The sequence below is a fragment of the Myxococcus qinghaiensis genome, from assembly GCF_024198215.1.
Taxonomy (GTDB): Bacteria; Myxococcota; Myxococcia; order Myxococcales; family Myxococcaceae; genus Myxococcus; species Myxococcus qinghaiensis.
The window spans coordinates 534,731-560,238 of the sequence record NZ_JAKCFA010000001.1 but is presented as its reverse complement, the minus strand read 5'-3'; the positions used below and the strand labels follow the sequence as shown (position 1 = coordinate 560,238).

Sequence of the window (25,508 nt, the reverse complement as noted above, 5' to 3'; positions counted from 1 at the left end):
CCCTGCGGCGCTTCACTCTCAGGCGTTCTTGAGCAGGTCGCCGTAGGCGGTGGCGTCCAGGAGCTCGCTCAGCTGGCTGGTGTCCGAGAGTTCGATTTCGACGATCCACCCCGCACCGTACGCATCGGTGTTCAGCGTCTCCGGGGCGGTGGTGAGCGCGTCATTCACCTTCACGACCTTGCCTGTCACGGGCGAGTAGAGTTCGGAGACGGCCTTCACCGACTCGACGGTGCCGAACGCCTCGCCCTTGTCGATGGAGGAGCCCACCTTGGGCAGCTCCACGTAGACGACGTCGCCGAGCGTGGACTGGGCGTGGTGGGTGATGCCCACCACCACCTTGTTGCCGTCGACACGGGCCCACTCGTGCTCGTTGGTGTACTTGAGGTTACCGGGGATGTTCACGTCGGACATGGGGTGCTCCTCGAGAGGGCTGGAAGGAACTCAGGGCTTCTTGTGGAACGGGGTCTTCACCACCACGGCGGGGACGGCGCGACCACGAATCTCGACGTCGAAGGTGGAGCCTTCCGCCGCCAGCTCCGCGGGCACGTAGCCGATGCCGATGGGCTTCTTCACCGTCGGGCCCATGGTGCCGCTCGTCACCTCGCCCACCGGCTTGCCGTCCTTGTGGATGGGGTAGCCGTGACGGGGGATGCCCGCGCCGGTCAGCTCGAAGCCCACCAGCTTGCGCTTCACGCCCGCGGCCTTCTGCGCCACCAGCGCGTCCTTGCCGATGAAGCCCGCCTTGTCCAGCTTGACGATCCACCCCAGGCCTGCTTCCAGCGCGGTGTGCGTGTCGTCGATGTCATTGCCGTACAGCGCGTACTTCATCTCCGTGCGCAGGCTGTCGCGCGAGGCCAGGCCGCACGCCTTCACACCGTCCTGCTGGCCCTCGGTGAGCAGCGCGTTCCAGAGCGCCGCCGCGTCGCCCGGCGCGCAGTACAGCTCGAAGCCGTCCTCGCCCGTGTAGCCGGTGCGCGAGATGATGGCGCGCACGCCCGCCACCTCGCCCTCCGCGAAGCGGTAGGTGCCAATCTTGGATGTGTCCGTCTTCGTCAGCCGCTGCACCAGGCCGGCGGCCTTGGGGCCCTGCACGGCGATTTGAGCGAAGTCGTCACCCCGGTCCACGGGCGTGACACCGCGCGCATGCTCCTTCATCCACGCGAAGTCCTTGTCGCGGTTGCTCGCGTTGACGCAGATGAGGATGCGCTCGGGGCTGAAGCGGTAGGCGACGATGTCGTCGACGAAGCCCCCCTGCTCGTTGAGCAAGCCCGCATAGACGGCCTGCCCGTCAGCGATGCGAGCGAGGTCATTCGAGATGAGGGCGTTGACGGTCTCCAGCGCGCCGGGACCCGTGAACTCCACCTCGCCCATGTGCGACACGTCGAAGAGGCCAACGTGGTTGCGCACCGCCTCGTGCTCGGCGATGACGGAGGTGTACTGAACGGGCATGTCCCAGCCCGCGAAGTCGACCATCCGAGCGCCCAGCGCGCGGTGGGCGTCGTTGAGCGGCGTACGCCGGGCCATCGGCTTCTCCTGATGAAGGGGGGGGTGAAAACGGCGCGGACTATAGCCGCGCACCTTCGCCGATCAAGGCCAACGGGGACCGTCTACACTGGGTCCAACATGAAGATTCGTAATCGCTTGAATCCGTCCAACCCCTGCTTCTCCTTCGAGTTCTTCCCGCCGAAGACGGATGAAGGGGTGGCCAACCTGCTCAAGGCGCTGGAGGACCTGGCGCCCCTGGAGCCCGGGTTCGTCTCCGTGACGTATGGGGCGGGCGGCAGCACGCGCGACAGGACGGTGGAGCTCGTCACGCGCATCAAGGCGGAGACGGGCATCGAGGCCATGGCCCACCTGACGTGCGTTGGCCACTCGCGTCAGGAGCTGCGGGAGCTGCTCCAGCGCCTGGCGGACGCGAAGCTGGACAACGTCCTCGTCCTCCGGGGAGATCCGCCGCAGGGACAAAAGTCCTTCGTCACCGCCGAGGGCGGCTTCACCTACGCCTCGGAGCTGGTGCGATTCATCCGAGAAGAGGATTTCAACTTCTGCCTGGGGGGCGCGTGCTATCCGGAGGGCCACGTGGAGACGGCCTCCCGTGACGACGACTTGCGTCATCTGAAGGCGAAGGTCGACGCGGGGCTGGACTTCGTGGTGACGCAGCTCTTCTTCGACAACGCCTTCTACTTCGACTTCGTGGAGCGGGCCCGTCGCGCGGGCATCAACGTCCCCATCGTCCCCGGCATCATGCCCATCACCAACTTCGAGCAGGTGCAGCGCTTCACGCGGATGTGCGGCGCGACGGTGCCCATGCGCCTGGGCCTGCAGTTGGAGCGGGTGAAGGACCAGCCGGACGCGGTGGTGCAGCTGGGCGTGGCGCACGCCACGGTGCAGTGCATGGAGCTCCTGTCGCGCGGCGTGCCCGGCATCCACTTCTACACGCTCAACAAGTCCCCGGCGACGCGGATGATCGTGAGCGCATTGAGAGCCCGTACATGAGCGGTCCTGGCATCCAGCTTCCTCCCGATGACCCGCGCGCGAAGGTCATTGAAATCGTCCGCGCCCCGGCCTTCTTCCTGCTGTGCACGGGCGTGCTCAACGTCTTCTTCAACATCCTGGGCTTCGTGCTCGCCGCGCTGAACGTGACGTCGCCGTTCGCGGGCCCGGGCGGGGCACCCTTGGAGCTGTCGGTCTCGCTGGCGCTGATGCTGCTGGTGGGCATCCTCTGCGGCGTGCTGTCCGCGTGGGGGGCGCTGAGCGCGCTCAACCTCAAGGGCTACGGCCTGGCCACGGTGGGCGGCATCACCGCGCTGTACATCCTGTCCCCCGGCTGCGTCGTGGGCGTGCCGGTGGCCGTCTGGATGCTCTTCACGCTGCGCCGCGACGGCGTGCGCGAGGCCTTCCGGAGCTGACGGGCGGCGCTGACGGGCCCGCAGGAAAGGCCCGCGGCTGGAGGCGATGTTTCAGACAATAGACGGCCGCTTCCAGGGCACGAGCACCCTCGTCATCACCAAGCTGCTCTGAGCGCGCCTCACGACGGGCAGGCGACTCCGGCCACCGCGCGCACACGCGGCAGGGAGATAGTGAAGACACTGCCCTCCCCCTCGCGGCTCTCCACCCGCAGCGTCCCACCGTGCTGCCGCACGGTGCTGGAGACCACCGTCAGGCCCAGGCCGGTGCCGTGCTCCTTGGTGGTGAAGAGCGGGTCGAAGATGTGGTCCAGCACGCCCGCCGGAATCCCGCCGCCGTTGTCGGTGACGCGAATCTGGAACGCCCGGCCGACGCCCTCCTCCGCCGTCACTTCCACCAGACCCCCGCGTCCCAGGGGCATCGCCTCCATCGCGTTCTGCACCAGGTTGATGAGGACCTTGCGCAACATCTCGCGGTCCACCCAGGGAGGCTCGAGCGCCGCGGGCACGCGGTTCACCACGGACACGCCGTCGCGCGCGGGCACCACGTCGATGACCTCCTCCATCAGCCCGTGCAGCGAACACGGCTGGAGCACCAGCGGACGCTCCCGCACGAACTCCAGCATCTCCGACGTGAGGCTGGCGCAGACGCCCAGCTCCCGCTCGACGATGTCGAGGAAGCGCCGCAGCCGGGGGTCGTCCAGCGCCCCCTCCACGTTGCGCAGCCGGCGCACCACCGCCGCGTTCGCCGTGCGCGCCGCCGCCAGGGGATTGCGCAGCTCGTGGCTCACCGTCGCCGTCAGCTGTCCCACCGCGGCGAGCTTCTCCATGCGCGCCATCACCTCCTGGGTGTCCGCCAGCTCCCGGCCGCTTCGCTCCGTCGTCCGCTCGCGCTCCAGCTTCTCGCGCTCGTACGCGCGCTCCAGCCGCACCTGTCGCTCCGCCACGCTCCGCATCTCCCGCGCCACGCCCCGGCACGCGAGCACCAGCACCCCATCCACCAACCCCACCCAGAACGCCAGCTCCAGCACGCTCCACGCCGGCGCGCCGGAGAACGTGGCGCCCGGCGCTGGCCAGCCCATCCCTCGCAGCACGTGCGCGAGCACCGCCGTCACCCCCGCCGTCAGCAGCACCCGGGAGTCACGGTAGAAGCTCAGGAGCGCCAGCGAGCCGAAGACATGGAAGTGCGTCTCCAGCCGCGCGCCCGACAGGTGCACGAGCAGCACGGACCACAGCACCTGCGTCACCGCCATCACCTGCCGCGTCACCACCGCGCCCGGCCGCAGCAACGCCAGCGTCACTGGGATGATGCACAGCGGCCCGCCCAGCAGCAGCGCCACCCACAGCGGCTCCGGACCGGGATGCATCCGCCAATCCCAGGGATGCGCGGACGTCACCACCGCCGCGAGCGCGAGCGCGAAGACCCACTGGCCCACCATCAACCAGATGCACAGCCCATCCGCTCGCCTTCGCACCGCGCCCAGGTACTCCGACAACAACCACCGCACGCGCGACTCCAGCGCCGCGTCCAGCGGTCTGGACTCCTGTCGTCCGGGCTCCGTCACCGGCGGCAGGGAACGAAAGGCGTCCCGCGTGCCCGCATGACTCACCAGCGCCCGTCCCGCGAGCGCACCCACTTCATGTTTGTTCGACATCCTCAGGCTCACCCCGGCCGCGCTGGCCCCTCAGGATTCGCCCCATACTAACGCGACACGCAGATCCAGCAATGCAGTTCTTTCAGCTTAGGCTGGTTGTGGTGCCGCCAACACCCGCTCCCCACCCGAGGGAGGAGGCGCGCCTGGGCCCCGCAATGGCTGGCGTTGTACCTAGGTACAATTCCAAAGCCAGACGTCACGACATCCAGTCAATCCGGCTTTGAATCGAGTTGCAGGAAAGCACCCTGGGCATATCATTCGCGGGGTGGTGATGGCGGAGGACGCGGCCCACGCAGGCCGGAGCCTGCTCTGGCCCGGGCGGGTGGACTCCCCGAAGGCTGGCGTTGGATTGAAGGCCTCGCTCCGCCCCCGGGGGGGTGGGCGGAGCGAGGCCCGCGGTATCCCGTCACCGTGAGGCGTGCACCAGCAGCTTGCGCAGCAGGGGCTCCAGCAGCTCGCGGCCGCGGAGCGCCGAGCGCCACCGCTCCGGAATGGCCCGCGCGCCCAGCATGACTCCGGCGATGCCGCCCGCCACCGCCGCCGTGGTGTCCGTGTCGTGGCCCAGCCGCACCGCCGCGCGCACCACGTGCTCGTAGCCGTAGTCACTCGCCACGCAGTCCCGCGCCGAGCGGAGGCAGTCCACCACGTACCCGGAGCCATGCCCCGGCGTGTCCTCGGCGCCGAGCGGGAGGACGGCGTCGTCCAGTTCGGTGCGGGCCTCGGTGCCCTCCGGGTACAGCGCGCGGAAGGCCGCGAGCGCGTCGTCCCAGGGCCGGGCGGAGCCCTCCAGCGCGCGACGGGCCCAGAGGCAATACAGCGCGCAGCACACCCGCGAGCGCAGGTGGCCGTGCGTCACCAGGGACTGGAGCATGGCGTCCGACGCGAGCTCCGCGTCGCTCCCGCGATGCCACAACGCCAGCGGCAGCACGCGCATCAGGGAGCCATTCCCGTTGTCCCGCTGCTCCGAGGGCCCGGAGCTGGTGCCGGGCACACCGGCGCGGAACATGGCCAGGGCCCGGTCTGTCTGGATGCCCACATCGAAGACCTGTCCATCCACGGCGAGGTAGCCCCACTCCCGCCAGTTCACCAGGCGCCGGCCCAGGTCCTCCAGGTCCAACCGCCCCTGGTAGAGCAGCGAGTCCAGCAGGCACAGCGCATGCGCGCCGTCGTCGGACCAGGTGCCCGGCGGCACGCCAGGGTGGGAGCGCTCGAAGCCCGCGGGGGGCTCGAACTCAATCGCGCCCGCCGGGGGAATCCCCTCCGGCGCGTGGAACTCGTAGGGCACGCCCAGCGCGTCTCCCACCAGCAGCCCCAGCAGCCCGCCCTCGATTCGCTCCTCGCGCGTCACCATGGTCCAACCCCCTGGGGCCCTCGTCGAAACGTCGGATGACGGACGCTCGCGCTCGCGCCCGCCCGACGTCAAGCCGGTACGCCCCGCGCGGCAAGGCCCCGGCCGGGAGCAGGCGTGCGACGGCCCCCCTGACCGAGCGCGCCTCCAGGGCGATGTTCCCTCCTCAAGAGGTCCGCACCTTCGTCCCCTGAAGAGTCGTTCGCTCCGGAGCCCCCGGCGCCATGCAGGCGATGAGCGACTCCCCGCACCGGGCCAACTGGTGCCGAACACCGGAGGAGGCATTCGCATGGCTTTCAATCTCATCGACATGGTGCGTGAGCGTTTCACGGGCAACGTGATTCAGCAGATGGGTTCGGCGATGGGCGAGGACCCCAGCACACTGGGCAAGGCCCTCCCTGGCGTCATCGCCACGGTGGGCGGGAGCGTGGTGGAGCGAGGCTCCACGGAAGCAGGCGCCCAGCGGCTGATGTCCCAGCTCAACGAAGGCGGCTACACGGGGCCCAACGCGGGCAATGAGGAGATCCTCTCCGCCGACACCGAGGAGCGCGGCCAGGGCATGCTCAATGGCCTGTTCGGAGACAAGCTGGGCACCATCACCAGCGCGCTCGGTCGCTCGGGCGGGTTCAGCAACAGCAAGTCCGCGGGCGGGATGATGGCGCTGGTGGCGCCCATGATCATGAGCGTCATCGGCAAGCACGTGCGCGACAACCGCCTGGGCGCGGCGGGGCTGGGACAGCTCCTCGGCGGCCAGAAGTCGCTGCTGTCGGCCGCGCTTCCCGCGGGGCTGGGCAGCATCCTGGGCATGGGCGGCGCCGCGGCGGTGGGGCCTCGCGTCGTCGAGGAGGTCCACGAGACGCGCGCCGTCCCCACCGTGGAGACGGTGCGGCGTCAGCAGCCCATTGAACGCGCGCCGGTGCACCACGCGGAGCCCAAGAAGAAGAACCTGTCCTGGGTCATCCCCGTGGCGCTGCTCGCGCTCCTGGCCGGTTGGTTCCTCACGCGAGGGCGGCGCAGCGAGCCTCGACGTGAGCAAGCGGCCGTCACCCAGCCGGCGAGGCCCCAGGCACAGCCACAGCAGCGCCCGGTGGACACAGGCGTGGGCGGCGCCGGCACCGCGGGCACCACGCCGCCCATGGCCCGGGATGCGCAGACCATGCGTCAGGCCATCGACAGTGGCGCGCGCAGCTTCATCCTCGCCGGCGTGGCCTTCGAGGAAGGCTCCGCGACGCTGACGCCGCAGAGCGACGCGAGCGTCGGGCAGCTGGCCTCCGTGCTGCGTGAGAAGCCCAACTCCCGCGTGCGCATCGCCGGCCACACGGACGCCACGGGCGACGTGAACGTCAACCGCCAGCTCGCGCAGCGCCGCGCCGAGGCGGTGCGCTCCGCCCTCGTCGAGGACGGCATCTCCGCCAATCGCGTGGACGTGGCCGCCGTGGGCTCCGAGCAGCCCGTGGCGCCCAACAACACCCAGCAGGGCCGCGACATGAACCGCGGCATCGAGGTCCAGGTCCTCAGTCGCTGAAGTCCACCGGACGCGCCCGACACACCTGGCGCGTCACCCTGAACGAGGACAGCCCGGGCCCCCGCGTGCGCAGTGTCACGCGGGGGCCCGCTGCGTCGAGCAGGCACCGCCACGGGTTGCGTGGCCTCCCACCTGGCGCGGAGCCTTCACGAGGCCGCGCCTCATCGCGCTGTCCGCCGCCGCCCACACACGTCGACACGCGGTGCGTGGCTGGAGGAGCGTGCCGCACCGCGCCGTCGCCCGCATGGGCTCGCCCGCAATCATCAACTCATTGACTCAGGCAATGATTTCATCAACGCTGACAGGGGACTGGAACGCTCGGAAACCGCCACATCGAGAGGCGCTGTCGAATCGTGCTGTGAATTGGCCATCACCTCCCGGCTCGACTGGGACACGTCGCCCGTCCCGGCTCCTCGTCTGGAAGGGACCGCAACTGTCCCGGTCGAGACAGCACACACCGACCGGCGTCGCATCCTGCCGGGCTTTCCAGGCTACTCGGTTTGGCTCACTTTCAGGGGCGAGTCCGGACGCACCACGCCTCCGCGCTCGAACTTCCAAGTCAGGGGGGAGTCCATGACAGTGATTGCGTTCCGGAGCCGGGAAAGGGAAGTCCTGGACCCTGGCTGCGAGTTGGAACGGCGACTGGGACTGGCGGCGAGCGAGGACCGGGCCCGGGGGATGTTCTTCCTGGGGGTGCTGGATGTGGTGCGCCGGGAGTCGGGCGAGACGGCGGCGGCGAGATGCCTGGCGGCCTCCGGCGAGCGACGCTTCGTGCCCTTCTTCCTCTATCCCGTCAGCGCCTTCCTGCGGATGTCCTTCGCGGCGGCGGAGGTGCTCGCCCCCAGGCTGGGCGGCTTCGAGACGGCGATGCGAATCATTGGCGCCCAGGCGACCCATGACTTCCTCGACTCGGTGGTGGGCCGCAGCTTCTTGATGCTCGCCGCGGGAGACCCTCGGCGCCTCATCAACAACCTGCCCTCCGGCTATCGCACCGCTGTCACCTACGGCGAGCGCCATGTCACGTGGACGAGCGCCCACGAGGGCTGCATCAACGTGTTCAGGGACTTCATGCCCCACACCTACCATGAGGGGGTGTTGCTGGCGGTGCTGCAGGCGGTGGGGACGCGCGTGGCGAGAGTCCGCGGGCGCCCCTTGAGCCTGCTCGACTGCGAATACGTCATGTCCTGGGCGTAGGAAACGCCGTCGTTCCGTCATCCGCCCCGGCGGATGTGAAGTGGCGTTCAACTCCCTGGCGGGGAGGCGTGGGTTTCCCCGCCAAGGGGCGTACCACCAAGACATGGACGAGAGCACGCGCGGGGACATGGACATGGAGACGGGCGAGGAGCGCGGCGGGGTGGACCCCCTCACGGAGCTCGCACGGAGACTGGCGTTGACCACCCCGAGCGACAAGACGCGGGGCATGTTCTTCCTGGGCGTGCTGGAAGCGGTCCGCCGCGTGGCGGGAGAGGCGGCGCGGACGCGGTGCTTCAGGGCGTCGAAGGAGCGGCGCTTCGTCCCCTTCTTCCTCTACCCCGTCAATGACTTCCTCCGCCTGACTTACTGCGCCGCCGGCCTGCTCGCGCCGCGACTCGGCGGGTTCGACGCCGCCCTGCGGTCGATGGGTGAGCAGGCCACGCGGGACTTCCTGGCGTCGGCGCTGGGCAAGACACTGCTGACGGCTGCGGGAGGCTCACCGCGCCGGCTGGTGGACCACCTGCCCTGGGGCTACTCCGCGTCCGTCAGCTATGGAGAGCGGCACGTGTCGTGGGCGAGCGAGCGCGAGGGCTGCCTCCACATGCGGCGCGACTTCATGCCGCCCCCGTACCATGAGGGGGTGCTGCTCGCCGTGCTGCGGACCCTCGGCGCCGCGAACGTGCGCGTCGAGGGCCATGAGCGGCAGTTGCTGGACTGCGACTACGCGGTGGCGTGGGAGTGAGCCACGCCGTCCCGCGTCACTCGTTCTGGCTGATGTAGTGGATGACCGCGGCGTAGAACTCCAGCTCGTTGAAGAGGTCCGGCCCGAAGCCCACGACGTCCAGGTGGTCCTGGTCGATGACGCTGGACATCGACGTCATCTGCGCGGCGCCGGGAGCGTTGAGGTCCGTCACGGGGCCCACCGAGCCGTCCACGGTGACGGTGTCCAACCCGAGCAGCGCCTGGCTGTAGCGGAGCCTGGGCCCCATCTGCTGGGAGTTGATGCCCACCACGCCGTCGTCGTCGCGCTCGTTGCGCACGCCGTCGCCCTGCCCCGCCGCGCCGTCGTTGTCGCAGTCGTCGACGCAGTACCCATCTCCGTCGATGTCATAGAACCCCAAGCGCAGCAGGAAGAACGCGGGATTCACTTCCAGCCCGGCCTGCGCGGTGAGCAGGGACGCGTAGTGGGACGCATAGCGCGAGTCCATGGGGTTGGCCGTGTTGAAGGCCTTCGCGCCGGTGACCACGCCGTCCGTGGAGTCCGCGTCGTCGTAGATGAGCTGCTTGACGGCGGCGTAGGCGTCATTGCCCGCCTCGTAGATGATGTTGCCGTAGATGGCCGCCAGCGCGGCGGGCACGGACGTCACCCCGGGCCCCAGGTCCAGCACGTACTTCGCCACCGGCGAGCCCCGGTGGGGTGAGGACACGCTCACGATGACGTCCACCACGGCACGGCCCCGCCGCTCGAAGAGCACCTTGGCCGCCTTGCGCGCATCCATGCCGCCCTGCGAGTGGCCGACGATGTTCGCCCGCGTCGCCCCCGTGGTCGCCAGGACACTCTCGATATCGGACGCCAGGTCCAACCCGCGCACCTCCGAGGAGTGGAAGGCCTGCACCTGCGCGCCAAACGCCCGCTGCCCGGCATTGAGGTAGGGGTTGCAGCTCAGCTCCAGGAACTCGTCACACGCATCCCCCACGAAGTTGCCCAGCTCGTCTCCGAAATAATCCAAGCCCAGCAGGTCGTCGTAGCCGCTCAGGCCGTGCGCGAACACCACCGGGTGGAGCGTGCGCTGCGCCCGCTGTGCCCAGGCGACATCTCCCCCCAGCACGCAGGCGAAGACGAGCGCCAACCCTGTCTGAATCCCTCTCATGTCTCACACTCCACGCCCACGTCAGCTCGCATGGGCACTCAGCGCCGCTGCGGGCAAGTCGGCCACCCGCACGGCTCGTGTCCGGCTCTTTCGGGCCAGCACCCACCGGCGAACAAGGAGCGGTGCGAGAACCCCAGGCGGTCAGGCCCGGCGGAGGACTCGCCAGAGGGCGTCTGCCTTTCCTAGCGAAAGAGCGGACGCGAAGAGGCGGCCAATCATCGGAGCGTCGTGAAACACACACGCCCTCTGTATATTGCCGTGACACCGTCCCCGCCCAAACCCATCAATGGGAGGAAAGGACAATACATCGGGACGGTGCCGCGGACCCTCGGCGACAGGAACGTGCGCGCCAAGGGTCATGAGCGACAGTTGCTGGACTTGCGACTACGCGGTGGCGAGGGAGTGAGCCACCCTGTCCCGCGTCACTCGTTCTGGCTGATGTAGTGGATGAGGGCCGAGTAGAACTTGCGCTCGTTGAAGAGGTCCGGGCCGAAGCCCACGACATCCAGGTGGTCCTGGTCGATGACGCTGGACATCGACGTCATCTGCTCGGAGCCTGGCGCGTTCAGGTTGGTGACGGGGTCGACAGACGTGTCCCTGACGATGGTGTCCATCCTGAGCGAAGAGGTGACGGGGGTGTAGCGCAGGCGCGGCCCCATCTGCTGGGAGTTGATGCCCACCACGCCGTCGTCGTCGCGCTCGGCGCGGATGCCGTCGCCCCGCCCCGCGGCACCGTCGTTGTCGCAGTCATCCACGCAGTAGCCATCACCGTCGATGTCGACGAACAGCTGCTGAACCGCCAGGAAGGAGGGGTTGAGGTTCAGCCCCCACTGCGCGGTCATCAGCGACGCATGGTGGGAGGCATAGCGCGCGTCCATGGGGTTGGCCGCGTTGAATGCCTTCGCACCCGTGGTGACTCCGTCGTTGGGGTCATAGTCGTCGTAGACCAGCTGCTTGACGGCGGCGATGGGGTCGCTGTCCTCGTCGTAGACCGCGTCCCCGTAGATCTTCGCCAGGAAGTCGGCCAGGTCCGTGACGGTAGGCCCCGTGTCGAGCACGAACTTGGCCACGGGTGAACCCCGGAGTGGAGAGGAGACGCTCACCATGACGTCCACCACGGCGCGGCGCTTGCGCGTGTAGAGCGTGCGCGCGGCCTTGAGCGCGTCACTGCCCCCCTGGGAATGACCGATGAGGTTCACCCGCGTCGCGCCGGTGGTCGCCAGCACGCCCTCAATCTCATCCGCCAGCTGCAGTCCGCGCACCTCCGAGGACTGGAAGGGCGTGACCTGCGCGCTGTAGGCCCGCTGAGCGGCGTTCAGGTCGGGTCCGGCCCATGGAAACCAGGCAGGCACTCGCCGACGGACAAGGTGCGACGCGAGACAGACAGGCATTGATGGAGGACTCGCCGGAGAGCCCGCCCTAGTTAGTCACGAGCGGACGCGCGTGAGCCCTCGAAGCAGGGAGCGTCTCGAAACACACACGCCATCTGTGTATTGCAGCGACTCCCTGTCAGCCAAAGTCTGTCAATGGGAGGAAGGGACAACACTCCGGATGGCGGCCTCGAGCGTGTTGCGGATGAGCATGGCAATGGTCATCGGCCCCACCCCGCCGGGCACCGGGGTGATGAACGACGCACGCTCGGAGGCGGCGGCGAACTCCACGTCCCCCACCAGCTTGTTGTCCTCTTCCTTGCGGTTCATCCCCACGTCGATGACCACCGCGCCGGGCTTTATCCACGCGCCCTTCACCAGCTCGCGCACGCCCACCGCCACGACAAGGATGTCCGCCCGCGATACTTCGGCCGGCAGGTCGCTCTTGCTGTGGCAGAGGGTGACGGTGGCGTTGCGCTGCAGGAGCATCAGCGCCATGGGCTTGCCGACGATGTTGCTGCGGCCCACGACGACGGCGTTCTTGCCGGACGGCTCACAGCCAATCTCCTCCAACAGCCGCATGACGCCCAGCGGCGTGCACGCCCGGGTCGCCGCGCGGCCCAACAGCAGGCTGCCCGCGTTCATCGGGTGGAAGCCGTCCGCGTCCTTCTCCGGCCTCACGGCGGAGATGATGACGTCCGCGTCGATGTGCCGGGGCAGCGGCAGTTGCACCAGGATGCCGTGCACCGTGGGGTCCTCATTGAGCCGGTGCACCAGGGCGAGCAGCTCCTCCTGGGACACCGTGGAGTCCCGGTGGTGCTCCCAGGAGTGGAAGCCCACCTCCTCGGCGGCCTTCTTCTTTCCGGTGACGTACGTCTTCGACGCGGGGTCCTCTCCTACCCGCACCACGGCGAGGCCGGGGACGAGGCCCCGCTCCGCCTTGAGCCGGTCCACCTCCGCCTTCACCTCGGCTCGTACCCGCGCCGCCACTGCCTTGCCGTCAATCAACTGGGCCATAGCGCGGCCCACTCTATGAGAGACTCCCCACCCGGCAGGGAGGGAAACCGCGGCCATGGGCTCAGGAAAAGTGCTCGGGGTGATGATAGGTCTCTGTGTCGGGCTGCTCATCGGCAGCCCGTGGGCCATTGTCCTGCTCGGGGCAGTGGGCGGCTTCGTCGGGCACCGCTTCGACGAGATGAACGCGCTGCCGGCCGAGTCTCCCGACGCGCTCGCCGACTTCCCCCCGCTCTCACCCTCCGCCTTCGTCGGACGCGGCGGGCCGCGCGATGCCGCCTCCGTCCAGGAGGAGGCCGACGCGCACCTGACGCGCAGCCTCTGCGCCCTCTTCGTGGAGGTCGCCCGCGCCGACGGTGAGGTGCGCCGCGAGGAGGTCCGCGAAATCCGCCGCTACTTCGAGGAGGTCCTCAAGTACGGCCCGGATTCGCTGGAGTTCGTCCGGGGGCGCCTCAAGGACTTCATCGCCGTGCCGCCGAACCTGGATGACGCCGTGGCCGCCTGCCAGGAGGCCATGCCGTCCAGCGAGCGGCGGCGGCTGTTGGACGCGCTCTTTGAACTATCGCTCGTGGACGGCGCCCTCCAGCGCTCCGAGCGGGAGATTCTCAGCCGGGTGGGCGACGGCCTGGAGCTGTCCCCCGAGGAGCAGCACGCCATCGCCGCGCTCCACCTGGGTGACAGCTCGGCGCACTACGAGGCGCTCGGGCTGACGCCAGACGCGACGGACTCCGAGGTGAAGAGCGCCTTCCGGCGGCTCGCCGCGGAGCTGCACCCGGACAAGCATGCCCACCTGAAGGGCGAGGACGCCGACGAGGTGGCCCGCCGCTTCCAGGATGTCCGCGACGCCTACGAGGAAATCCGGCGCCTGCGCGGGATGTAGCCCCGGGTTACATCCCGCCATCGCCCACGACGAGGTCTTCTCCCGCCATGAGCTCGCAGAAAAAATCCCCCCCGAAGAAGAAGGACGAGGCGTTCCACAACAACCCCTTCAAGGGCGCCATCAAGTCCCTCCAGGAGCAGGAGAAGAAGGAGGCCCAGGCCCGCGCCGCCGCCGCGGAGGCCCAGAAGCGCAAGCCGGCGCAAGCCCCCGCGCGCCCCACCCAGGCGAAGCCCGTCCGCGAGAGCGCCGAGGACGACGCCGCCCTCTTCTATTCCGCCATGGACGGCGTGGCCCAAATCACCCACCGGGGCGAGCCGCCCAAGTCGAACCCGCGCCTGCCGGAGCTCATCGACGAGAACGCGGAGGCGCTCGCGCAGCTCTCCGAGCTGGTCGCCGGCCAGGGAGACTTCGACATCTCCTCCGGCGCGGACGAGTTCCTCGAAGGCACCAGCCCGGGTGTGGACCGCAACCTGCTTCGCGCCCTGCGCCGGGGTGACTTCTCCATCCAGGGTCAGTTGGATTTGCACGGCATGACGCAGGCCGAGGCGAAGGCGGCGCTGGAGCGTTTCCTCGCCGACAGCCGGCGCGCCCGTCACCGGTGCGTGCTCATCGTCCACGGACGCGGTTTGCACTCCAAGGACCAGATGCCGGTGCTGAAGGAGCTGATGAAGTCGTGGTTGTCACAGAAGCGCATTGGAGGACTGCTGCTGGCGTTCGCCACCGCACGTCCGCAAGACGGAGGAACGGGGGCGGTCTACGTCCTGCTGAGACGGTGACGGCGGTATCCTTTACGTGTGCCCGGCACTGTGCATACATACCGCCATGGCACGCGAACTGATCGACCTCCACATCCACGTGGGCGGCTCGGTGGCCCCCCACATCCTCTGGTCCATCGCCCATCAGCAAGGCTTCAAGCTCCCGGTCAAGACGTACTTCGACTTCGTGGAGCTCATCACCTCCCGTCCGGGCAAGGTGGGGAGCCTGGACGACTACCTGAAGATCCTCCACACCTGGACGGAGAAGATTCAGTCGTCGCCCAGCGCGATTGAGCGCTCCGTCTACGAAATCATCGGCAAGGAGTACCGGGGCAGCCGGGTGACGCAGATCGAGCTGCGCTTCAACCCCATGAAGCGCAACCTCCACTCCGAGCTGGACCTGGACCACATCATCCACGCGGCGCTGCGGGGCATGGACCGCGCGGTGCTCGAGTACGGCGTGAAGGTGGGCTTCATCTTCTGCCTGGCCCGCGAGTTCGACCACCGGCTCAACAGCATCCTGGTGGACAAGGCCATCAAGTACCGCACGCGCGGCGTGTACGGCATCGACCTGGCCGGCACGGAGACCAACGCCATGGAGCTCAAGCCGGAGGTCGTGGCGCAGTACGAGGACCTCTTCGGCCGGGCTCGGCGCGCGGGCCTGAAGTGCACGGTGCACACCGGCGAGACGCGCGGCACGGGCGCCGAGGGCGTCATGTCCGTGGTGGAGAAGCTCAAGCCGCACCGCATCGGCCATGGCATCCGCGCGGCCTATGACGAGGCGGCGATGAAGGTGCTCCGCGAGAACGACATCGTCCTGGAGCTGTGCCCGACGTCCAACCTGCACACCAAGGCGGTGGAGGGCGTGGAGGAGCTGCGCCACATCATCCGCACCTTCTGGGACCGCAAGGTGAAGTTCACCATCAACACCGACGGTCCTTACCTGCTCGAGACGGACATGCGCCGGGAAATCGAGCTGGTGGAGAACAACGGCATCCTCACGCCGGAGCAGGTGGACCAGACGCTCGCCTGGGCCCGCCAGGCGTCGTTCATCCCCGCCTGAGCCCGCGCGCATGTACGGACTGACTCGCTCGCTGCTCTTCCGGCTCCCGGCGGAGCCCGCGCACCGGCTGGGCCTCTTTGGCCTGCGGGAGCTGGGGCACTCCCAGGAGCTGTGCCAGTCCCTGCGGGCACGGGCCCTCCGGGGCGTCACCGAAGCGCTGGCCGTGGAGGTGGCGGGCCTGCGCTTCGCCCACCCCGTGGCCCTGGCCGCGGGTCTGGACAAGGACGCGGAGGCGGTGGACGGCCTGTTCGCCTGCGGCTTCTCCGCCGTGGAGATTGGCACCGTCACGCCCCGCCCCCAGCCCGGCAACCCGACGCCCCGCCTGTTCCGCCTGCCGGAGCACCAGGCCGTCATCAACCGCATGGGCTTCAACAACCACGGCGCCGCCGTGGCCGCGGCCCACCTGCGTCAGCGCGCCTGGCACCCCGGGCCGCTGGGCATCAACGTGGGCAAGAACAAGGACACGCCGCTGGAGCAGGCGGTGGAGGACTACGTGGCGTGCGTGGACGCGCTCGCGCCCCTGGGTGACTACGTGGTGGTCAACGCCTCGTCGCCCAACACGCCGGGCCTGCGCAAGCTCCAGGAGCCCGAGCAACTCTCCGCGCTCCTGGGCGCCGTGCAGGAGCGGCTGGCCGCCGTGGCCCCGGGCAAGCCGCTGTTCCTCAAGATTGCCCCGGACCTGACGCCCGAGGCCGTGGACGAAGTCGTGGACGTGGCGCGCGCCCGGAAGCTCGCGGGCCTCGTCGCCACCAACACCACGGTGGCGCGGCCCTTCGAGCATCCGCTCGCGAAGGAGGCCGGCGGCCTGTCCGGCGCCCCCGTGCGAGAGGCCGCCAACGCCGTCATCCGGCGCGCGTACCTGCGCTCGGGCGGAGCGCTGCCGATCATCGGGGCGGGCGGCGTCTTCAGCGCGCAGGACGTCTACGAGAAGCTGCGCGCGGGAGCGTCCGTGGTGCAGGTCTACACGGGCTTCATCTACGAGGGGCCCGGCATGGTGCGCCGCATCCTCCCCGCCCTGGCCGCCCTGCTCGCACGAGACGGCTTCACGAGCGCCTCGCAGGCCATTGGCGCGGAGCACCGGAGCGCCGGGACGCCCGCTCCCTGAAGGCCAGAGCCGCCCTGTGAGCGGCTCGTCGGTCGGGGGAAGCTCGCGGGGGCCTCGCGTCTCGCGCCACCGGAAGGTGGGGACGCAAAGCGGACTGAGAAAAAAGTGAGCGCTCGCCGGCGCCTTGGAGTTTCACCGGCGAGCGCCCCGGGCCGCCTGACTGGGAGGCGGCCTCGAAAGCTATTCCTGGAGGGTCAGCGAGCCACTGACGGTGCTCACTTCCACCTCGTGGGTGCCCGCGCCGTAGGTCTTCTTCTTCGACCCCAGGGCCACGCTGCTCCCGTTGAAACTACCCCCCACAGAGCTGAATTCCACCCGCGCGTCCGCTCGCTCCGGCAGCTTCAGCCGGACGTTGCCCGACACCGTCGAGACTTCGGTGTCCTCGAGCTTCTTGGGAGCCAGTACCACCTCTCCCTCAACGGTACTCACCGACAAACGTCGCTCCGAGCCGTTCACTTCCACACGGCCGTTCACCGCGGCGTGCTGCTGAGGCCCCGTCACCCCCTTCACCACCACCGCCCCGTTCACCACTGAAACGACCAGCTCCGACTCCCGCGGCACCTTCACCGTCAACCGCACCGCGCCCTGCTCGCCCCGACAGGACTGCTGCCGCTCCTCGCAGGGCCCGCAGCACACCCTCGCCTTCACCTCGTCACCGTCCTGGCTGACCTCCACATTCATGGCTTTCCGGGAACTGTCGGGATTTTCCGGAACAGCCTCGATTACCACACTATTCCCGTCTACCGCATCTACGCGGACCGCGCCATTAACATTGGAAAGCTGGACCTGGGGAGTTCCATCCGTGTCGAACTTCCAGGTCTGCGTCGTCGGCGCGGCGGCGGCCAGCACGGCCAGGAGGGGCAGCAACATGAAGGGTGCTCCGAGGTAGGGTGCGTACACCCCACCTACGGACGGGCCGGCGCCCCATTGCCGGCGAACGACGCGAAGTATCCACGCCGGTCTGACATGCCCTCAGGGGCCGTGGACCACGCGCTGGTACAACGCGTCATGGAGGCGGATCAGCCGCTCCAGGGACAGCTCGCGGGCGACGAAGTCCCGGGCCGCGCGGCCCATGCGCTTCGCCTTCTCGGGATTCGAGAGGAGCTGGCTGATGGACTGGGCGAGCTGGGCCGGGCGCTCGGGAGGGACGACGAGGCCGCGCTCGCCGTCGCGAACGAGGTCGGTGTTCCCCCCCACCCGCGTCACCACCATGGGGAGGCCGGCGGCCATGCCCTCCATGACGGCGTTGGACATGCCCTCCGCGCTGGAGCACAGCACGCCCAGGGTGGCGCGCGCGTAGATGGCGGCCACGTCCGTGCGGTGCCGCAGGAAGTGCACGGTGTCCGACACACCGAGCTCCGCGGCCAGCTTCTCCAGGCCCTTGCGGCGGGGCCCGTCGCCCACGAGGAAGGCCTGCACCGGCGTGCCTCCGTGGTGGAGCATGGCCAGCGCCAGCAGCAGGTCCTCCTGCCGCTTCACCGGGTGGTTCATGTTGGCGACATGGACGATGACGGGTGAGTCGCCGGTGTCGGGCAGCGGCGCCTTGAGGCCCTCGCGCATGCGAAGGTCGAAGCGGGCCAGGTCCAGGCCGTTGTGGATGACGGAGACGCGCGAGGCGGGAAGGCCCTCCTCCTCCACCAGCATCCGGCGGATGGCCTCCGCGTTGGCGACGACGTGGTCCGCCATGGCCGTCAGCCGCGAGTGCACCGCGCGCCGCGCCTTGCCCTGCCAATGGGACAAGTCCAGCCGACCGACGATGACCTTGGTCCCCGCGAGCTTGGCGGCGGGCACGGCGATGAGCGTGGAGTAGAAGTCGTGCACGTGGACCAGGTCCACGCGGTTGGTCTTCAGCCAGCGCGCCATGCGCATCACCTGGTACGCGGTGTTGGCCTGCGCGACGGAGCCCTTGAGGGGAAACGTCTCCGCCGCGTAGCCCAGCTTCCACACCGCGCCCATCAGCGGTCCGGCGTCCTCCAGCACGGAGACCTGGAGCTGGTAGCTGGAGGGCAGACCCCGCAGCAGCTCCAGCACCTGCACCTCCGTGCCGCCAATATGGAAAGACCGGGTGAACTGCACCAGGCGCATGGGCCTGGCCCCCATATTCACGTCTTCACGCCGCATGTCCCGACCCCTCCCACGCCCCCACGGACCCGACGGGTGCCTGGCCCCCCGGCACAGCCACCGTCTCCGTCGCCTCCGCCGCGCGGGCGATGCGGTGCGCCGCGGCAGCCAGGCCGAAGAGCACGTAGCAATGCGCGGAGAGGATGTAGCCGGAGAACAAGTCACACGTCAGGTAGCCGGCCACGGCCGCTGACAGCGCCCGTGCAATCCAGCCCACTTCCTTGCTGCGCGACGCGGCGAACGCACCGCCGGACGCGCCTCCCGCGAACACCATGAAGAGCGCCAGGCCCACCCAGCCCAGCTCTCCCACGACGTCCAGGAAGATGTTGTGCGCCACGTACGCGCGCCGCGCCTCCGGGGGCGCGTACTCCGCCCACGCGTAGCGGAAGCTGCCCGCGCCCACGCCCAACAGCGGCTTGTCCAGGCTCATGCGGCTGGCCACCTGCCACGCGTAGACGCGGCCCATGGCGGACGCGTCCTCGTGGAAGGACGCCACCGTCTCGTTGCGAGCCCAGAAGCTCTCCGGCGCGAAGACGACCAGGCCCACCACGAAGAGCGAGCCCACGACGATGGCCTGGATGCGGCGCTTCTCGCGGAACGCCCACAGGCCCATGGCGACGGACAGGCCGATGAAGCCACCGCGCGAGTGCGACAGGACGATGGCCACCACCGCCAGCACCGCCGCCAAGAGACACGCCACCCGCCACACCCACGGCGAGCCCTTGCGCGCCACGAAGGCCACCGCGAGCGGAACCACCAGCACCAGGTTCATCGCCATGTGGTTGGGGTCCGCGTACACGCCCACCCAGCGCGCGCGGAAGCCCTCCACCAGGTTCTCCCCCACCATGTACCAGTTGATGACGCCGATGGACGTCACCACGGAGGCCAGGACAATGGACCCGCAGACGACGGCGAGCCTGCGCCCGCTCGAGATGACATTGACGACGGTGAGGTAGATGGCCGTCAGCTTCAACAGCTCGATGCCCGTGAAGCGCGCCACCTCCGCGTTCACCGCCCACGACACCGACAGCACGGCGAGGCACGAGAAGCCGATGAGCCCCCAGCCTCGCGCTCCATCCAGGTAGAGCGGCTCCCCCCGCCCCAGCCTCCGAATCACCATCAAACCCGCGGCTACGACTGACGTCAGCAGCGCCAGCCGAAGCGGCGCCAGCACGGGGATCCACTCACCCGGCACCGCGTACATCACCGCGGCGAATGCGGTCAGCGCATAGAAGGCCCACACGTCACGGCGCTGCCCCTGCTCTCCCGGCACCATGTCCCTCCTCCTCTGGCAGTTCACGCGCGTACACCTTCGCGTGCGCCAGGCAGAAGCAGAGGGCGTGCCAGGGCCCGGGCTCGCAAGCGCCCGGATCTCCACGGGCGGCGAGGCCCCCGGGTTACCGGAAGGCCTCCCACCCTGAAAAAGCTACGGCACCGGGCTGCTCTCCATGGGCAACACCTCGGACACGACGGGACTCCACTTCTCGTCCTCCAGCCACGCCGCGCCCAGCTCCGACAAGAGCCGCGTGAGTGTCACACCCACCATGCGCCGCAGCTCCGCGCGAGCCTCCGGGGCCACCGCGCCCTCCAGGCCCGACACGGCGCGCTCCGACGCGGAGGCGAGCAGGCGCGGCGCCTGCGGGGAGCCCTCGAAGAGTCGCTGGCCCAGTTCCACCGTGCGCCCCAGCGGCACCGGGCGGGCATCCGGCCTCACCTCCAGCACCGCCATGGCGACCACGGCGGCGAAGAGCCGCTCCACGCCGAGCGTCTCCAGCGGGACACCGAAGCGGGCCACCGCCTGATGCGCGGCTTCCGGAGTGCCACCCAGCACGCCCCGGAGGACCTCCACCTGGGCCTCCGCGCGCGCCAGCACGGCCTCGCTGGCGGCGACCTCGCGCAGGGAGCGGAACGGCACCGGCTCCGCGCCCTCCACCTTGAGGGTGCGACGGGGCCGCTTGCGGCGCAGGGCCTCCAGCGCGGCGCCCTCCTCCGACAGCACCAGCAGCACGCCGTCCACCACCGCGCCCGGCGACTTCGCCAGCCGGTCCGCGCGGAACTTGAGCTGGAGCGTCAGCGTGAAGCCCGTCTGGAAGATGCGCCGCAGGGGCGTGTCGCGCAGCACCTCGGTGGCCTGCGAGGGGTCCGCCCCCGTCAGGTGCTCCAGGCCGAGCGAGAGGTAGTCCCGCACCATCTCCCCCACCCGGCGCACGGCATCCAGGTCCCCGGGGTCCGCCAGCTCCGCCACCAGCGCCGCGTTGGCCACGCCCGCCAGCTCGTCCTCCGCGTTCTGCCGCTCCAGGTCCGTCAGCCCCCGGAAGGCCGCGTCCAGGTAGTCCACATGGCCGTGGGGCGCCGTCAGCGCCGCCGTGCCCGACGGAGTCGTGGTGTTCGAGGGCCGCCGCGCCGGCACGTCCACGCGGCTGAAGAGCGCCATCGCGTCCTCCAGCGTCGGGAAGCCCAGGTCCAGCAGGCGCGCCTTGCGGAACTGGAAGGCCGTCTCCTCCAGTTCGGCGGGGACCTCCCAGCGCACGGCCTCCAGCAGGCGCACGGCCTCGAAGGGGTTCTCCGCGATGAGGTCGGTGACGAGCGCCCGCACCGCGGACATCTCCGCGCCCTCGGCCTTGATTTCGACCAGGTAGCGGCCTTCCGGAGTCTCCAGCGTCACGCCCTGCGGGTTGACGTCCGGGTTCTCCTCCAGGTCATGCACGGCGACCAGTTCGTGCAGCAGGTACTCCAGCACCTCCATGTCCACCGCGTGCAGCTTGCGCAGGAACTCCGGGGTGTCGTCGTAGCCGCCCCGCGCGGCGCGCAGCCACGTCAGCACGGCGTGCGAGTCCAGTTTGTCGCGCTTCCAGGCCCCCAGGTCCACGAAGGCGCGGAACTGGGCGGGCGACACGAGCTGAACCAGCTCCGTCGCGTCCTCGAGCCCCACCTCCTGGATGGTGACGTAGAGGCTCTCCGGCGGCAGGGCGCGCACCACCGCCGCTGCATCCGCACCCTCCAGAAGCGCTTCCATGCGCCTCCGGGGTGACAGCCTCATCAACTGCTGCTGCAGCTCGCGCAAGGCGAGCTGCGAATCCCTGCCATTACCCTTGCCGTTCTCGGAGGACACGGCGGCGTGCCTACCACAGCGCCTCCCCCGTCGGGAGGGGAACGCCGTGAGGAGCGGCGACTACCCGATGGAGCACCCGCTCAGACGCGGGAGGCCTTGCCGAAGGTGTCCAGCAGCGCGCCCCAGACCTCGTCCACGCCCCGCCGCTCCGTGGAGGAGAACGGGAGGATGGCCTCCATGGGCAGGTCCAGCTGGCGCGACAGCTCCTGGAGCCGGGGCAGCGTCTTGGCCTTGGTGAGCCGGTCAATCTTTGTGGCCACCACCAGCACCTTGCGCTTGTGGGATTGCAGATAGTCCAGCGTGGCCAGGTCATCCGGCGTGGGGCCGACTTCCGCGTCGATGATGCTGACCACCACCTCGAGCCGGTGCCGCTTCTCGAGGTAGGTGGTGATCATCTGCTCCCACTGGGCCTTGTCCGCCTTGCTCGCGCGGGCGAACCCGTAGCCCGGCAAGTCACACAGGCGCACCTGGTGGCGGAAGGTGCCGCGCTCCAGGTCCACGTCGAAGAAGTTGAGCGTCCGGGTGCGGCCCGGGGTGTTCGACACGCGCACCAGCTTCTTGCGGCCGGTGAGGGTGTTGATCATGGAGGACTTGCCGACGTTGGAGCGGCCCACGAAGGCCACCTCGGCGGTGTGTCCCTGCGGGTAGCCCTTGGGCTCCACGGCGGTGACGACGAATCGGGCGTCGAGAATCTTGATCAAGCGGCTACTTCTTCGCGGTGGAGGGGGGAGTGGCCGGAGCCTCGGTCCGGGCGGCGCGGCGGGCGCGCTCGGCCGACCAGTGGTCGATGGCCTTGAGCGACTCCTTGAAGTCGAACGGCCGCAAGGAGGGCGAGGAGGCGTCGTGGCAGGAGCGGCACTGCTTCTCCGACGGGTCCACCAACCCCACCAGGCGCGCCAGCTCCGGGTCCTTCATCACGTACTCGGGCGAGTAGTACTGCCCGCCCCCGTGACATGTCTCGCAGCTCACACTGGCCTGCGTCTGCGCCACCTGGTCCGGCGAGTGGCAGGACAGGCAGCGGCCGTCCTTCTGCTGCTGCTCGGAGAGGGAGCTCACCGCCCGGGCGTGCTTGGACTGCATCCACGCCTCGTAGGCCTCCGGGTGGCAGCCCTTGCAGCTGTCAGCGCCGACGAAGTCGGCCGCCCCGGCCACGCCACAGAGGGCCAGCAGAAGGACGGGAAGAATCCTGGAGCCAGGAGCGCGCATGGCTCGCGAAGTAGCACTCCCCCCCGGACGGGGCAAGGCGTCTCGTGGTTGAATGCCCGTCGGAATCATCCGTTGAAAAGAGAGGGCAGCGCTTGAGCCCCGCCCGCCCTTTCCATTAGGGAGGAAGTCGTGATGAGGACCTTGATTGCGCTCGCCGTGATTGCCGTCGCCTTCCCCGCCGTCGCCAAGCCGTGGCAGGGCGTGGAGCCCGGCGTCACCAAGAAGGACGAGGTCGTCAAGAAGTTCGGCGAGCCCTCGCGCACCGTGGCGCAGGAGGGAAAGGAGACCATCGCCTACCTCGGCAAGGAGGCCATCAAGGGCACCAGCCAGGCGCAGTTCAAGGTGGACGCGAGCGGGCTCGTCGAGCGCATCGACGTGTTCCCCGGGCCCGTCATCGACAAGGAGACCATCGAGACGAGCTACGGCCCCGCCTGCCCCTCCGGCCCCGTGCCCGCGACGCCGTGCTACCAGCGCAAGCTGACGGACGACTTCCGCACCTACTTCCTCTACCCGAAGCTGGGGCTGGCCATCTTCTTCAACGAAGACGGCAAGACGGTGCAGTCGCTCACCTTCACCACGCAGAAGGCCGCGAAGTAAGGCCCCCACCGTGCACGTCTTCGGGCTGACGGGCGGCATCTCCTCCGGCAAGAGCACCGTCACCCGGATGCTGCGGGAATTGGGCGCGGAGGTGCTGGACGCGGACGTGCTCGCGCGCGAAGTCGTGGAGCCAGGGACTCCGGGCCTCGCGGCCATCGCCGAGCGCTTCCCCGGCGTCGTGGGCGCCGATGGGAGATTGGACCGGGCCCGGCTGGGCGCGCGCGTGTTCGGAAACGACGCGGAGCGAGCGGCGCTCAACGCCATCACCCACCCCCTGGTGCGCGAGGCCTTCGTGGAGAAGGTCCAGGCCCTGGAGGCCCGGGGCGTGGAGCGCGTCATCTACGACGTCCCCCTGCTGGTGGAGGCGGGGATGCACGAGTGGATGGAGGGGGTGGCGCTGGTGTGGGTGCCCCGGGACCTGCAAAAAGCGCGGCTGATGGCGCGTGACGGGCTGGACGCGACGGCGGCCGAGGCCCGGCTGGCCGCCCAGCTCCCCCTGGACGACAAGCGGGCGCACGCGACGTGGGTCATCGACAACAGCGGGGACTTGTCCTCCACCCGGGGGCAAGTGGAGTCGGTCTGGCGCGCCATGCTCGCGCGCGGCTGACGGGCGAGTATGCTCCGCGCGCAATGAGCGAGACGCGCAAGAAGACCGGTGCTGGGACGTATTTCATCACCGGCTATCCGGGGTTCATCGGCAAGCGGCTGGTGGAGCACATCGCGCGGGAGGACCCGAAAGGGCACGTCTACGCGCTGGTGCAGCCCAAGGCGCTCAAGGAAGCGCAGAAGCACGCGTCCAAGCTGAAGGGCGCCACGGTGGAGCTGCTCACCGGTGACGTGGTGGACATGCACCTGGGCCTGTCGGGCGAGGAGTACCAGCGCCTGTGCGAGCGGGTGACGGACATCTTCCACCTGGCGGCGGTGGCGCAGCTGGGCGTGGCCAAGGACACCGCGTGGCGCGTGAATGTGGACGGCACGCGCAACATGCTGGAGCTGGCGCGGGACTGCGAGCACCTGGCGCGCTTCAACCACTTCTCCACCTGCTACGTGTCCGGCGACCGCGTGGGCGTCATCGCCGAGGACGAGCTGGACCGGGGCCAGGGCTTCCGCAATCCGTACGAGGAGACGAAGTTCCAGGCGGAGCGGCTGGTGATGCGCGCCAGCTCCACACTGCCCGTCACCGTGTACCGGCCGTCCAGCGTGGTGGGCGACTCGCGCACGGGGGAGATCGACAAGTTCGAGGGGCCCTACTACCTGGGCATCCTGCTGGTGACGTCGCCGCTGGTGGTGCCGCTGCCCTTGCCGGGCAACGGCGTGGCGCCGCTCAACGTGGTGCCGGTGGACTACGTGGTGGAGGCGGTGTGGCGGCTGGGGAAGGACCCTCGCGCCGCGGGCCGCACGTTCCACCTGGTGGACCCGAACCCCATGAGCGCGCGGCGGGTGTACGAGCTCATCGCGGAGAAGGCGAACAAGAAGCTGCCGCGCTTCAACCTGTCGGCGCGCGCGGCGGACGTGATGCTGCGGCTGCCGGTGCTGGAGAAGCTGGCCCGGCCGCAGCGCGCGGCCATCAGCTACGTCAACCACCTGGCCATCTACAACTGCCACAACACGCTGGAGCTCCTGGACGGCACGGGGGTGAGGTGCCCTCCCCTGTCCTCGTATCTGGACCAGCTGGTGGCGTACGTGCGCGAGCAGTACCGCAAGCGCCGCGAGGGCTCCGAGGTGGATGACCCGTTGGACCAGGGCACCGCGACGGGGTGAGCGAGCAGGGTCCTCCGTGCTAAAG

General features: G+C 69.4%; 25 protein-coding genes. 12 read left to right on the top strand and 13 right to left on the bottom strand.

The window, feature by feature from the left end; all coding sequences use genetic code 11:
• Window positions 1-18 precede the first annotated feature (18 nt).
• Both gcvH and gcvT read right to left on the bottom strand, forming a co-directional pair.
• The gene (gene gcvH / locus LZ199_RS02300; protein WP_253991976.1) at window positions 19-411 is read right to left on the bottom strand and encodes a glycine cleavage system protein GcvH; all 393 of its coding nucleotides are present in this window, start codon (window positions 409-411) and stop codon (window positions 19-21) included.
• Window positions 412-441: 30 nt separating this feature from the next.
• The gene (gene gcvT, locus LZ199_RS02295; RefSeq protein ID WP_253991975.1) at window positions 442-1,524 is read right to left on the bottom strand and encodes a glycine cleavage system aminomethyltransferase GcvT; all 1,083 of its coding nucleotides are present in this window, start codon (window positions 1,522-1,524) and stop codon (window positions 442-444) included.
• A gap of 99 nt (window positions 1,525-1,623) precedes the next feature.
• Between gcvT and metF the strand changes: the two genes are divergently transcribed.
• Window positions 1,624-2,496 carry a methylenetetrahydrofolate reductase [NAD(P)H] gene (gene metF, locus LZ199_RS02290; protein ID WP_253991974.1) on the top strand — a complete coding sequence of 291 codons (873 nt, stop codon included), beginning with the start codon at window positions 1,624-1,626 and terminating at the stop codon, window positions 2,494-2,496.
• Window positions 2,493-2,909: a hypothetical protein gene (locus tag LZ199_RS02285; protein WP_253991973.1), complete on the top strand. Its 417-nt coding sequence runs from the start codon at window positions 2,493-2,495 to the stop codon at window positions 2,907-2,909. The genes metF and LZ199_RS02285 overlap by 4 nt, the downstream gene beginning before the upstream one ends.
• A gap of 119 nt (window positions 2,910-3,028) precedes the next feature.
• Here LZ199_RS02285 and LZ199_RS02280 read toward each other — a convergent pair whose 3' ends face one another.
• Together LZ199_RS02280 and LZ199_RS02275 are read right to left on the bottom strand one after the other, a co-directional pair.
• Entirely contained in the window at window positions 3,029-4,561 is a 1,533-nt protein-coding gene (locus LZ199_RS02280; RefSeq protein WP_253991972.1) for a sensor histidine kinase, read from the bottom strand.
• 406 nt (window positions 4,562-4,967) lie between these two features.
• The gene (locus tag LZ199_RS02275) at window positions 4,968-5,912 is read right to left on the bottom strand and encodes an ADP-ribosylglycohydrolase family protein (RefSeq protein WP_253991971.1); all 945 of its coding nucleotides are present in this window, start codon (window positions 5,910-5,912) and stop codon (window positions 4,968-4,970) included.
• Between the two features lie 286 nt (window positions 5,913-6,198).
• Between LZ199_RS02275 and LZ199_RS02270 the strand changes: the two genes are divergently transcribed.
• The 3 genes from LZ199_RS02270 to LZ199_RS02260 all read left to right on the top strand — a co-directional run bounded on the left by LZ199_RS02270 (window position 6,199) and on the right by LZ199_RS02260 (window position 9,370).
• A complete protein-coding gene (locus LZ199_RS02270; RefSeq protein WP_253991970.1) occupies window positions 6,199-7,434 on the top strand; it encodes an OmpA family protein in 1,236 nt (411 codons plus the stop codon).
• Between the two features lie 573 nt (window positions 7,435-8,007).
• Window positions 8,008-8,628 carry a TIGR02265 family protein gene (locus tag LZ199_RS02265; protein WP_253991969.1) on the top strand — a complete coding sequence of 207 codons (621 nt, stop codon included), beginning with the start codon at window positions 8,008-8,010 and terminating at the stop codon, window positions 8,626-8,628.
• 103 nt (window positions 8,629-8,731) lie between these two features.
• Entirely contained in the window at window positions 8,732-9,370 is a 639-nt protein-coding gene (locus LZ199_RS02260; protein WP_253991968.1) for a TIGR02265 family protein, read from the top strand.
• Window positions 9,371-9,386: 16 nt separating this feature from the next.
• On the opposite strand, the gene LZ199_RS02255 is transcribed toward LZ199_RS02260, so the two are convergent.
• The 3 genes from LZ199_RS02255 to folD all read right to left on the bottom strand — a co-directional run bounded on the left by LZ199_RS02255 (window position 9,387) and on the right by folD (window position 12,886).
• Window positions 9,387-10,499 carry an esterase/lipase family protein gene (locus LZ199_RS02255; protein ID WP_253991967.1) on the bottom strand — a complete coding sequence of 371 codons (1,113 nt, stop codon included), beginning with the start codon at window positions 10,497-10,499 and terminating at the stop codon, window positions 9,387-9,389.
• A gap of 422 nt (window positions 10,500-10,921) precedes the next feature.
• On the bottom strand, window positions 10,922-11,890 hold the full coding sequence (locus tag LZ199_RS02250; protein ID WP_253991966.1) for an esterase/lipase family protein: 969 nt from the start codon (window positions 11,888-11,890) through the stop codon (window positions 10,922-10,924).
• Between the two features lie 132 nt (window positions 11,891-12,022).
• A complete protein-coding gene (folD, locus tag LZ199_RS02245; protein WP_253991965.1) occupies window positions 12,023-12,886 on the bottom strand; it encodes a bifunctional methylenetetrahydrofolate dehydrogenase/methenyltetrahydrofolate cyclohydrolase FolD in 864 nt (287 codons plus the stop codon).
• A gap of 55 nt (window positions 12,887-12,941) precedes the next feature.
• On the opposite strand from folD, the gene LZ199_RS02240 reads away from it, so the two are divergent.
• Genes LZ199_RS02240 through LZ199_RS02225 form a run of 4 tightly spaced genes read left to right on the top strand, consistent with a single transcriptional unit; the run spans window position 12,942 to window position 16,686 of the window.
• The gene (locus LZ199_RS02240; RefSeq protein ID WP_253991964.1) at window positions 12,942-13,763 is read left to right on the top strand and encodes a TerB family tellurite resistance protein; all 822 of its coding nucleotides are present in this window, start codon (window positions 12,942-12,944) and stop codon (window positions 13,761-13,763) included.
• Window positions 13,764-13,810: 47 nt separating this feature from the next.
• Window positions 13,811-14,539 carry a Smr/MutS family protein gene (locus tag LZ199_RS02235; RefSeq protein WP_253991963.1) on the top strand — a complete coding sequence of 243 codons (729 nt, stop codon included), beginning with the start codon at window positions 13,811-13,813 and terminating at the stop codon, window positions 14,537-14,539.
• Window positions 14,540-14,585: 46 nt separating this feature from the next.
• Window positions 14,586-15,581: an amidohydrolase family protein gene (locus LZ199_RS02230; protein WP_253991962.1), complete on the top strand. Its 996-nt coding sequence runs from the start codon at window positions 14,586-14,588 to the stop codon at window positions 15,579-15,581.
• 10 nt (window positions 15,582-15,591) lie between these two features.
• Window positions 15,592-16,686, top strand: a complete 1,095-nt coding sequence (locus LZ199_RS02225; protein ID WP_253991961.1) for a quinone-dependent dihydroorotate dehydrogenase — start codon at window positions 15,592-15,594, stop codon at window positions 16,684-16,686.
• Between the two features lie 180 nt (window positions 16,687-16,866).
• On the opposite strand, the gene LZ199_RS46445 is transcribed toward LZ199_RS02225, so the two are convergent.
• The 6 genes from LZ199_RS46445 to LZ199_RS02190 all read right to left on the bottom strand — a co-directional run bounded on the left by LZ199_RS46445 (window position 16,867) and on the right by LZ199_RS02190 (window position 23,125).
• Complete coding sequence (locus LZ199_RS46445) at window positions 16,867-17,556, bottom strand: DUF4097 family beta strand repeat-containing protein (protein ID WP_267145135.1); 690 nt, start codon at window positions 17,554-17,556, stop codon at window positions 16,867-16,869.
• Between the two features lie 102 nt (window positions 17,557-17,658).
• Window positions 17,659-18,807 (bottom strand): spore coat polysaccharide biosynthesis glycosyltransferase ExoK, encoded by a 1,149-nt coding sequence (exoK, locus tag LZ199_RS02210; RefSeq protein ID WP_253991960.1) that lies wholly within the window; start codon window positions 18,805-18,807, stop codon window positions 17,659-17,661.
• Window positions 18,797-20,083: a spore coat polysaccharide polymerase ExoJ gene (exoJ, locus tag LZ199_RS02205; protein WP_253991959.1), complete on the bottom strand. Its 1,287-nt coding sequence runs from the start codon at window positions 20,081-20,083 to the stop codon at window positions 18,797-18,799. The genes exoK and exoJ overlap by 11 nt, the downstream gene beginning before the upstream one ends.
• Before the next feature lie 150 nt (window positions 20,084-20,233).
• Window positions 20,234-21,919 (bottom strand): DUF6178 family protein, encoded by a 1,686-nt coding sequence (locus LZ199_RS02200; RefSeq protein ID WP_323389073.1) that lies wholly within the window; start codon window positions 21,917-21,919, stop codon window positions 20,234-20,236.
• A gap of 80 nt (window positions 21,920-21,999) precedes the next feature.
• Window positions 22,000-22,620: a ribosome biogenesis GTP-binding protein YihA/YsxC gene (gene yihA / locus LZ199_RS02195; RefSeq protein ID WP_141646363.1), complete on the bottom strand. Its 621-nt coding sequence runs from the start codon at window positions 22,618-22,620 to the stop codon at window positions 22,000-22,002.
• A gap of 4 nt (window positions 22,621-22,624) precedes the next feature.
• Window positions 22,625-23,125 carry a cytochrome c family protein gene (locus LZ199_RS02190; protein WP_253991958.1) on the bottom strand — a complete coding sequence of 167 codons (501 nt, stop codon included), beginning with the start codon at window positions 23,123-23,125 and terminating at the stop codon, window positions 22,625-22,627.
• A 132-nt stretch (window positions 23,126-23,257) separates the two neighbouring features.
• Between LZ199_RS02190 and LZ199_RS02185 the strand changes: the two genes are divergently transcribed.
• From LZ199_RS02185 to LZ199_RS02175, 3 genes are read left to right on the top strand one after another with little or no spacing between them, the layout of a single operon-like run.
• Entirely contained in the window at window positions 23,258-23,722 is a 465-nt protein-coding gene (locus tag LZ199_RS02185) for a hypothetical protein (protein WP_253991957.1), read from the top strand.
• Window positions 23,723-23,732: 10 nt separating this feature from the next.
• Entirely contained in the window at window positions 23,733-24,329 is a 597-nt protein-coding gene (gene coaE / locus LZ199_RS02180; RefSeq protein WP_253991956.1) for a dephospho-CoA kinase, read from the top strand.
• Between the two features lie 23 nt (window positions 24,330-24,352).
• Complete coding sequence (locus LZ199_RS02175) at window positions 24,353-25,483, top strand: SDR family oxidoreductase (RefSeq protein ID WP_176436814.1); 1,131 nt, start codon at window positions 24,353-24,355, stop codon at window positions 25,481-25,483.
• Window positions 25,484-25,508: the final 25 nt, after the last annotated feature.

What these genes read in the sequence shown, in the direction of transcription:
- LZ199_RS02235 (WP_253991963.1), top strand. Translation starts at nt 13,811, where the DNA reads ATGAGCTCGCAGAAAAAATCCCCCCCGAAGAAGAAGGACGAGGCGTTC.
- gcvH (WP_253991976.1), bottom strand. Translation starts at nt 411, where the DNA reads ATGTCCGACGTGAACATCCCCGGTAACCTCAAGTACACCAACGAGCAC.
- LZ199_RS02240 (WP_253991964.1), top strand. Translation starts at nt 12,942, where the DNA reads ATGGGCTCAGGAAAAGTGCTCGGGGTGATGATAGGTCTCTGTGTCGGG.
- LZ199_RS02230 (WP_253991962.1), top strand. Translation starts at nt 14,586, where the DNA reads ATGGCACGCGAACTGATCGACCTCCACATCCACGTGGGCGGCTCGGTG.
- LZ199_RS02190 (WP_253991958.1), bottom strand. Translation starts at nt 23,125, where the DNA reads ATGCGCGCTCCTGGCTCCAGGATTCTTCCCGTCCTTCTGCTGGCCCTC.
- LZ199_RS02260 (WP_253991968.1), top strand. Translation starts at nt 8,732, where the DNA reads ATGGACGAGAGCACGCGCGGGGACATGGACATGGAGACGGGCGAGGAG.
- LZ199_RS02280 (WP_253991972.1), bottom strand. Translation starts at nt 4,561, where the DNA reads ATGTCGAACAAACATGAAGTGGGTGCGCTCGCGGGACGGGCGCTGGTG.
- folD (WP_253991965.1), bottom strand. Translation starts at nt 12,886, where the DNA reads ATGGCCCAGTTGATTGACGGCAAGGCAGTGGCGGCGCGGGTACGAGCC.
- LZ199_RS02275 (WP_253991971.1), bottom strand. Translation starts at nt 5,912, where the DNA reads ATGGTGACGCGCGAGGAGCGAATCGAGGGCGGGCTGCTGGGGCTGCTG.
- gcvT (WP_253991975.1), bottom strand. Translation starts at nt 1,524, where the DNA reads ATGGCCCGGCGTACGCCGCTCAACGACGCCCACCGCGCGCTGGGCGCT.
- exoJ (WP_253991959.1), bottom strand. Translation starts at nt 20,083, where the DNA reads ATGGTGCCGGGAGAGCAGGGGCAGCGCCGTGACGTGTGGGCCTTCTAT.
- LZ199_RS02250 (WP_253991966.1), bottom strand. Translation starts at nt 11,890, where the DNA reads ATGCCTGTCTGTCTCGCGTCGCACCTTGTCCGTCGGCGAGTGCCTGCC.
- LZ199_RS02285 (WP_253991973.1), top strand. Translation starts at nt 2,493, where the DNA reads ATGAGCGGTCCTGGCATCCAGCTTCCTCCCGATGACCCGCGCGCGAAG.
- exoK (WP_253991960.1), bottom strand. Translation starts at nt 18,807, where the DNA reads ATGCGGCGTGAAGACGTGAATATGGGGGCCAGGCCCATGCGCCTGGTG.
- metF (WP_253991974.1), top strand. Translation starts at nt 1,624, where the DNA reads ATGAAGATTCGTAATCGCTTGAATCCGTCCAACCCCTGCTTCTCCTTC.
- LZ199_RS02225 (WP_253991961.1), top strand. Translation starts at nt 15,592, where the DNA reads ATGTACGGACTGACTCGCTCGCTGCTCTTCCGGCTCCCGGCGGAGCCC.
- LZ199_RS02255 (WP_253991967.1), bottom strand. Translation starts at nt 10,499, where the DNA reads ATGAGAGGGATTCAGACAGGGTTGGCGCTCGTCTTCGCCTGCGTGCTG.
- LZ199_RS02175 (WP_176436814.1), top strand. Translation starts at nt 24,353, where the DNA reads ATGAGCGAGACGCGCAAGAAGACCGGTGCTGGGACGTATTTCATCACC.
- LZ199_RS02265 (WP_253991969.1), top strand. Translation starts at nt 8,008, where the DNA reads ATGACAGTGATTGCGTTCCGGAGCCGGGAAAGGGAAGTCCTGGACCCT.
- LZ199_RS02185 (WP_253991957.1), top strand. Translation starts at nt 23,258, where the DNA reads ATGAGGACCTTGATTGCGCTCGCCGTGATTGCCGTCGCCTTCCCCGCC.
- LZ199_RS02270 (WP_253991970.1), top strand. Translation starts at nt 6,199, where the DNA reads ATGGCTTTCAATCTCATCGACATGGTGCGTGAGCGTTTCACGGGCAAC.
- LZ199_RS46445 (WP_267145135.1), bottom strand. Translation starts at nt 17,556, where the DNA reads ATGTTGCTGCCCCTCCTGGCCGTGCTGGCCGCCGCCGCGCCGACGACG.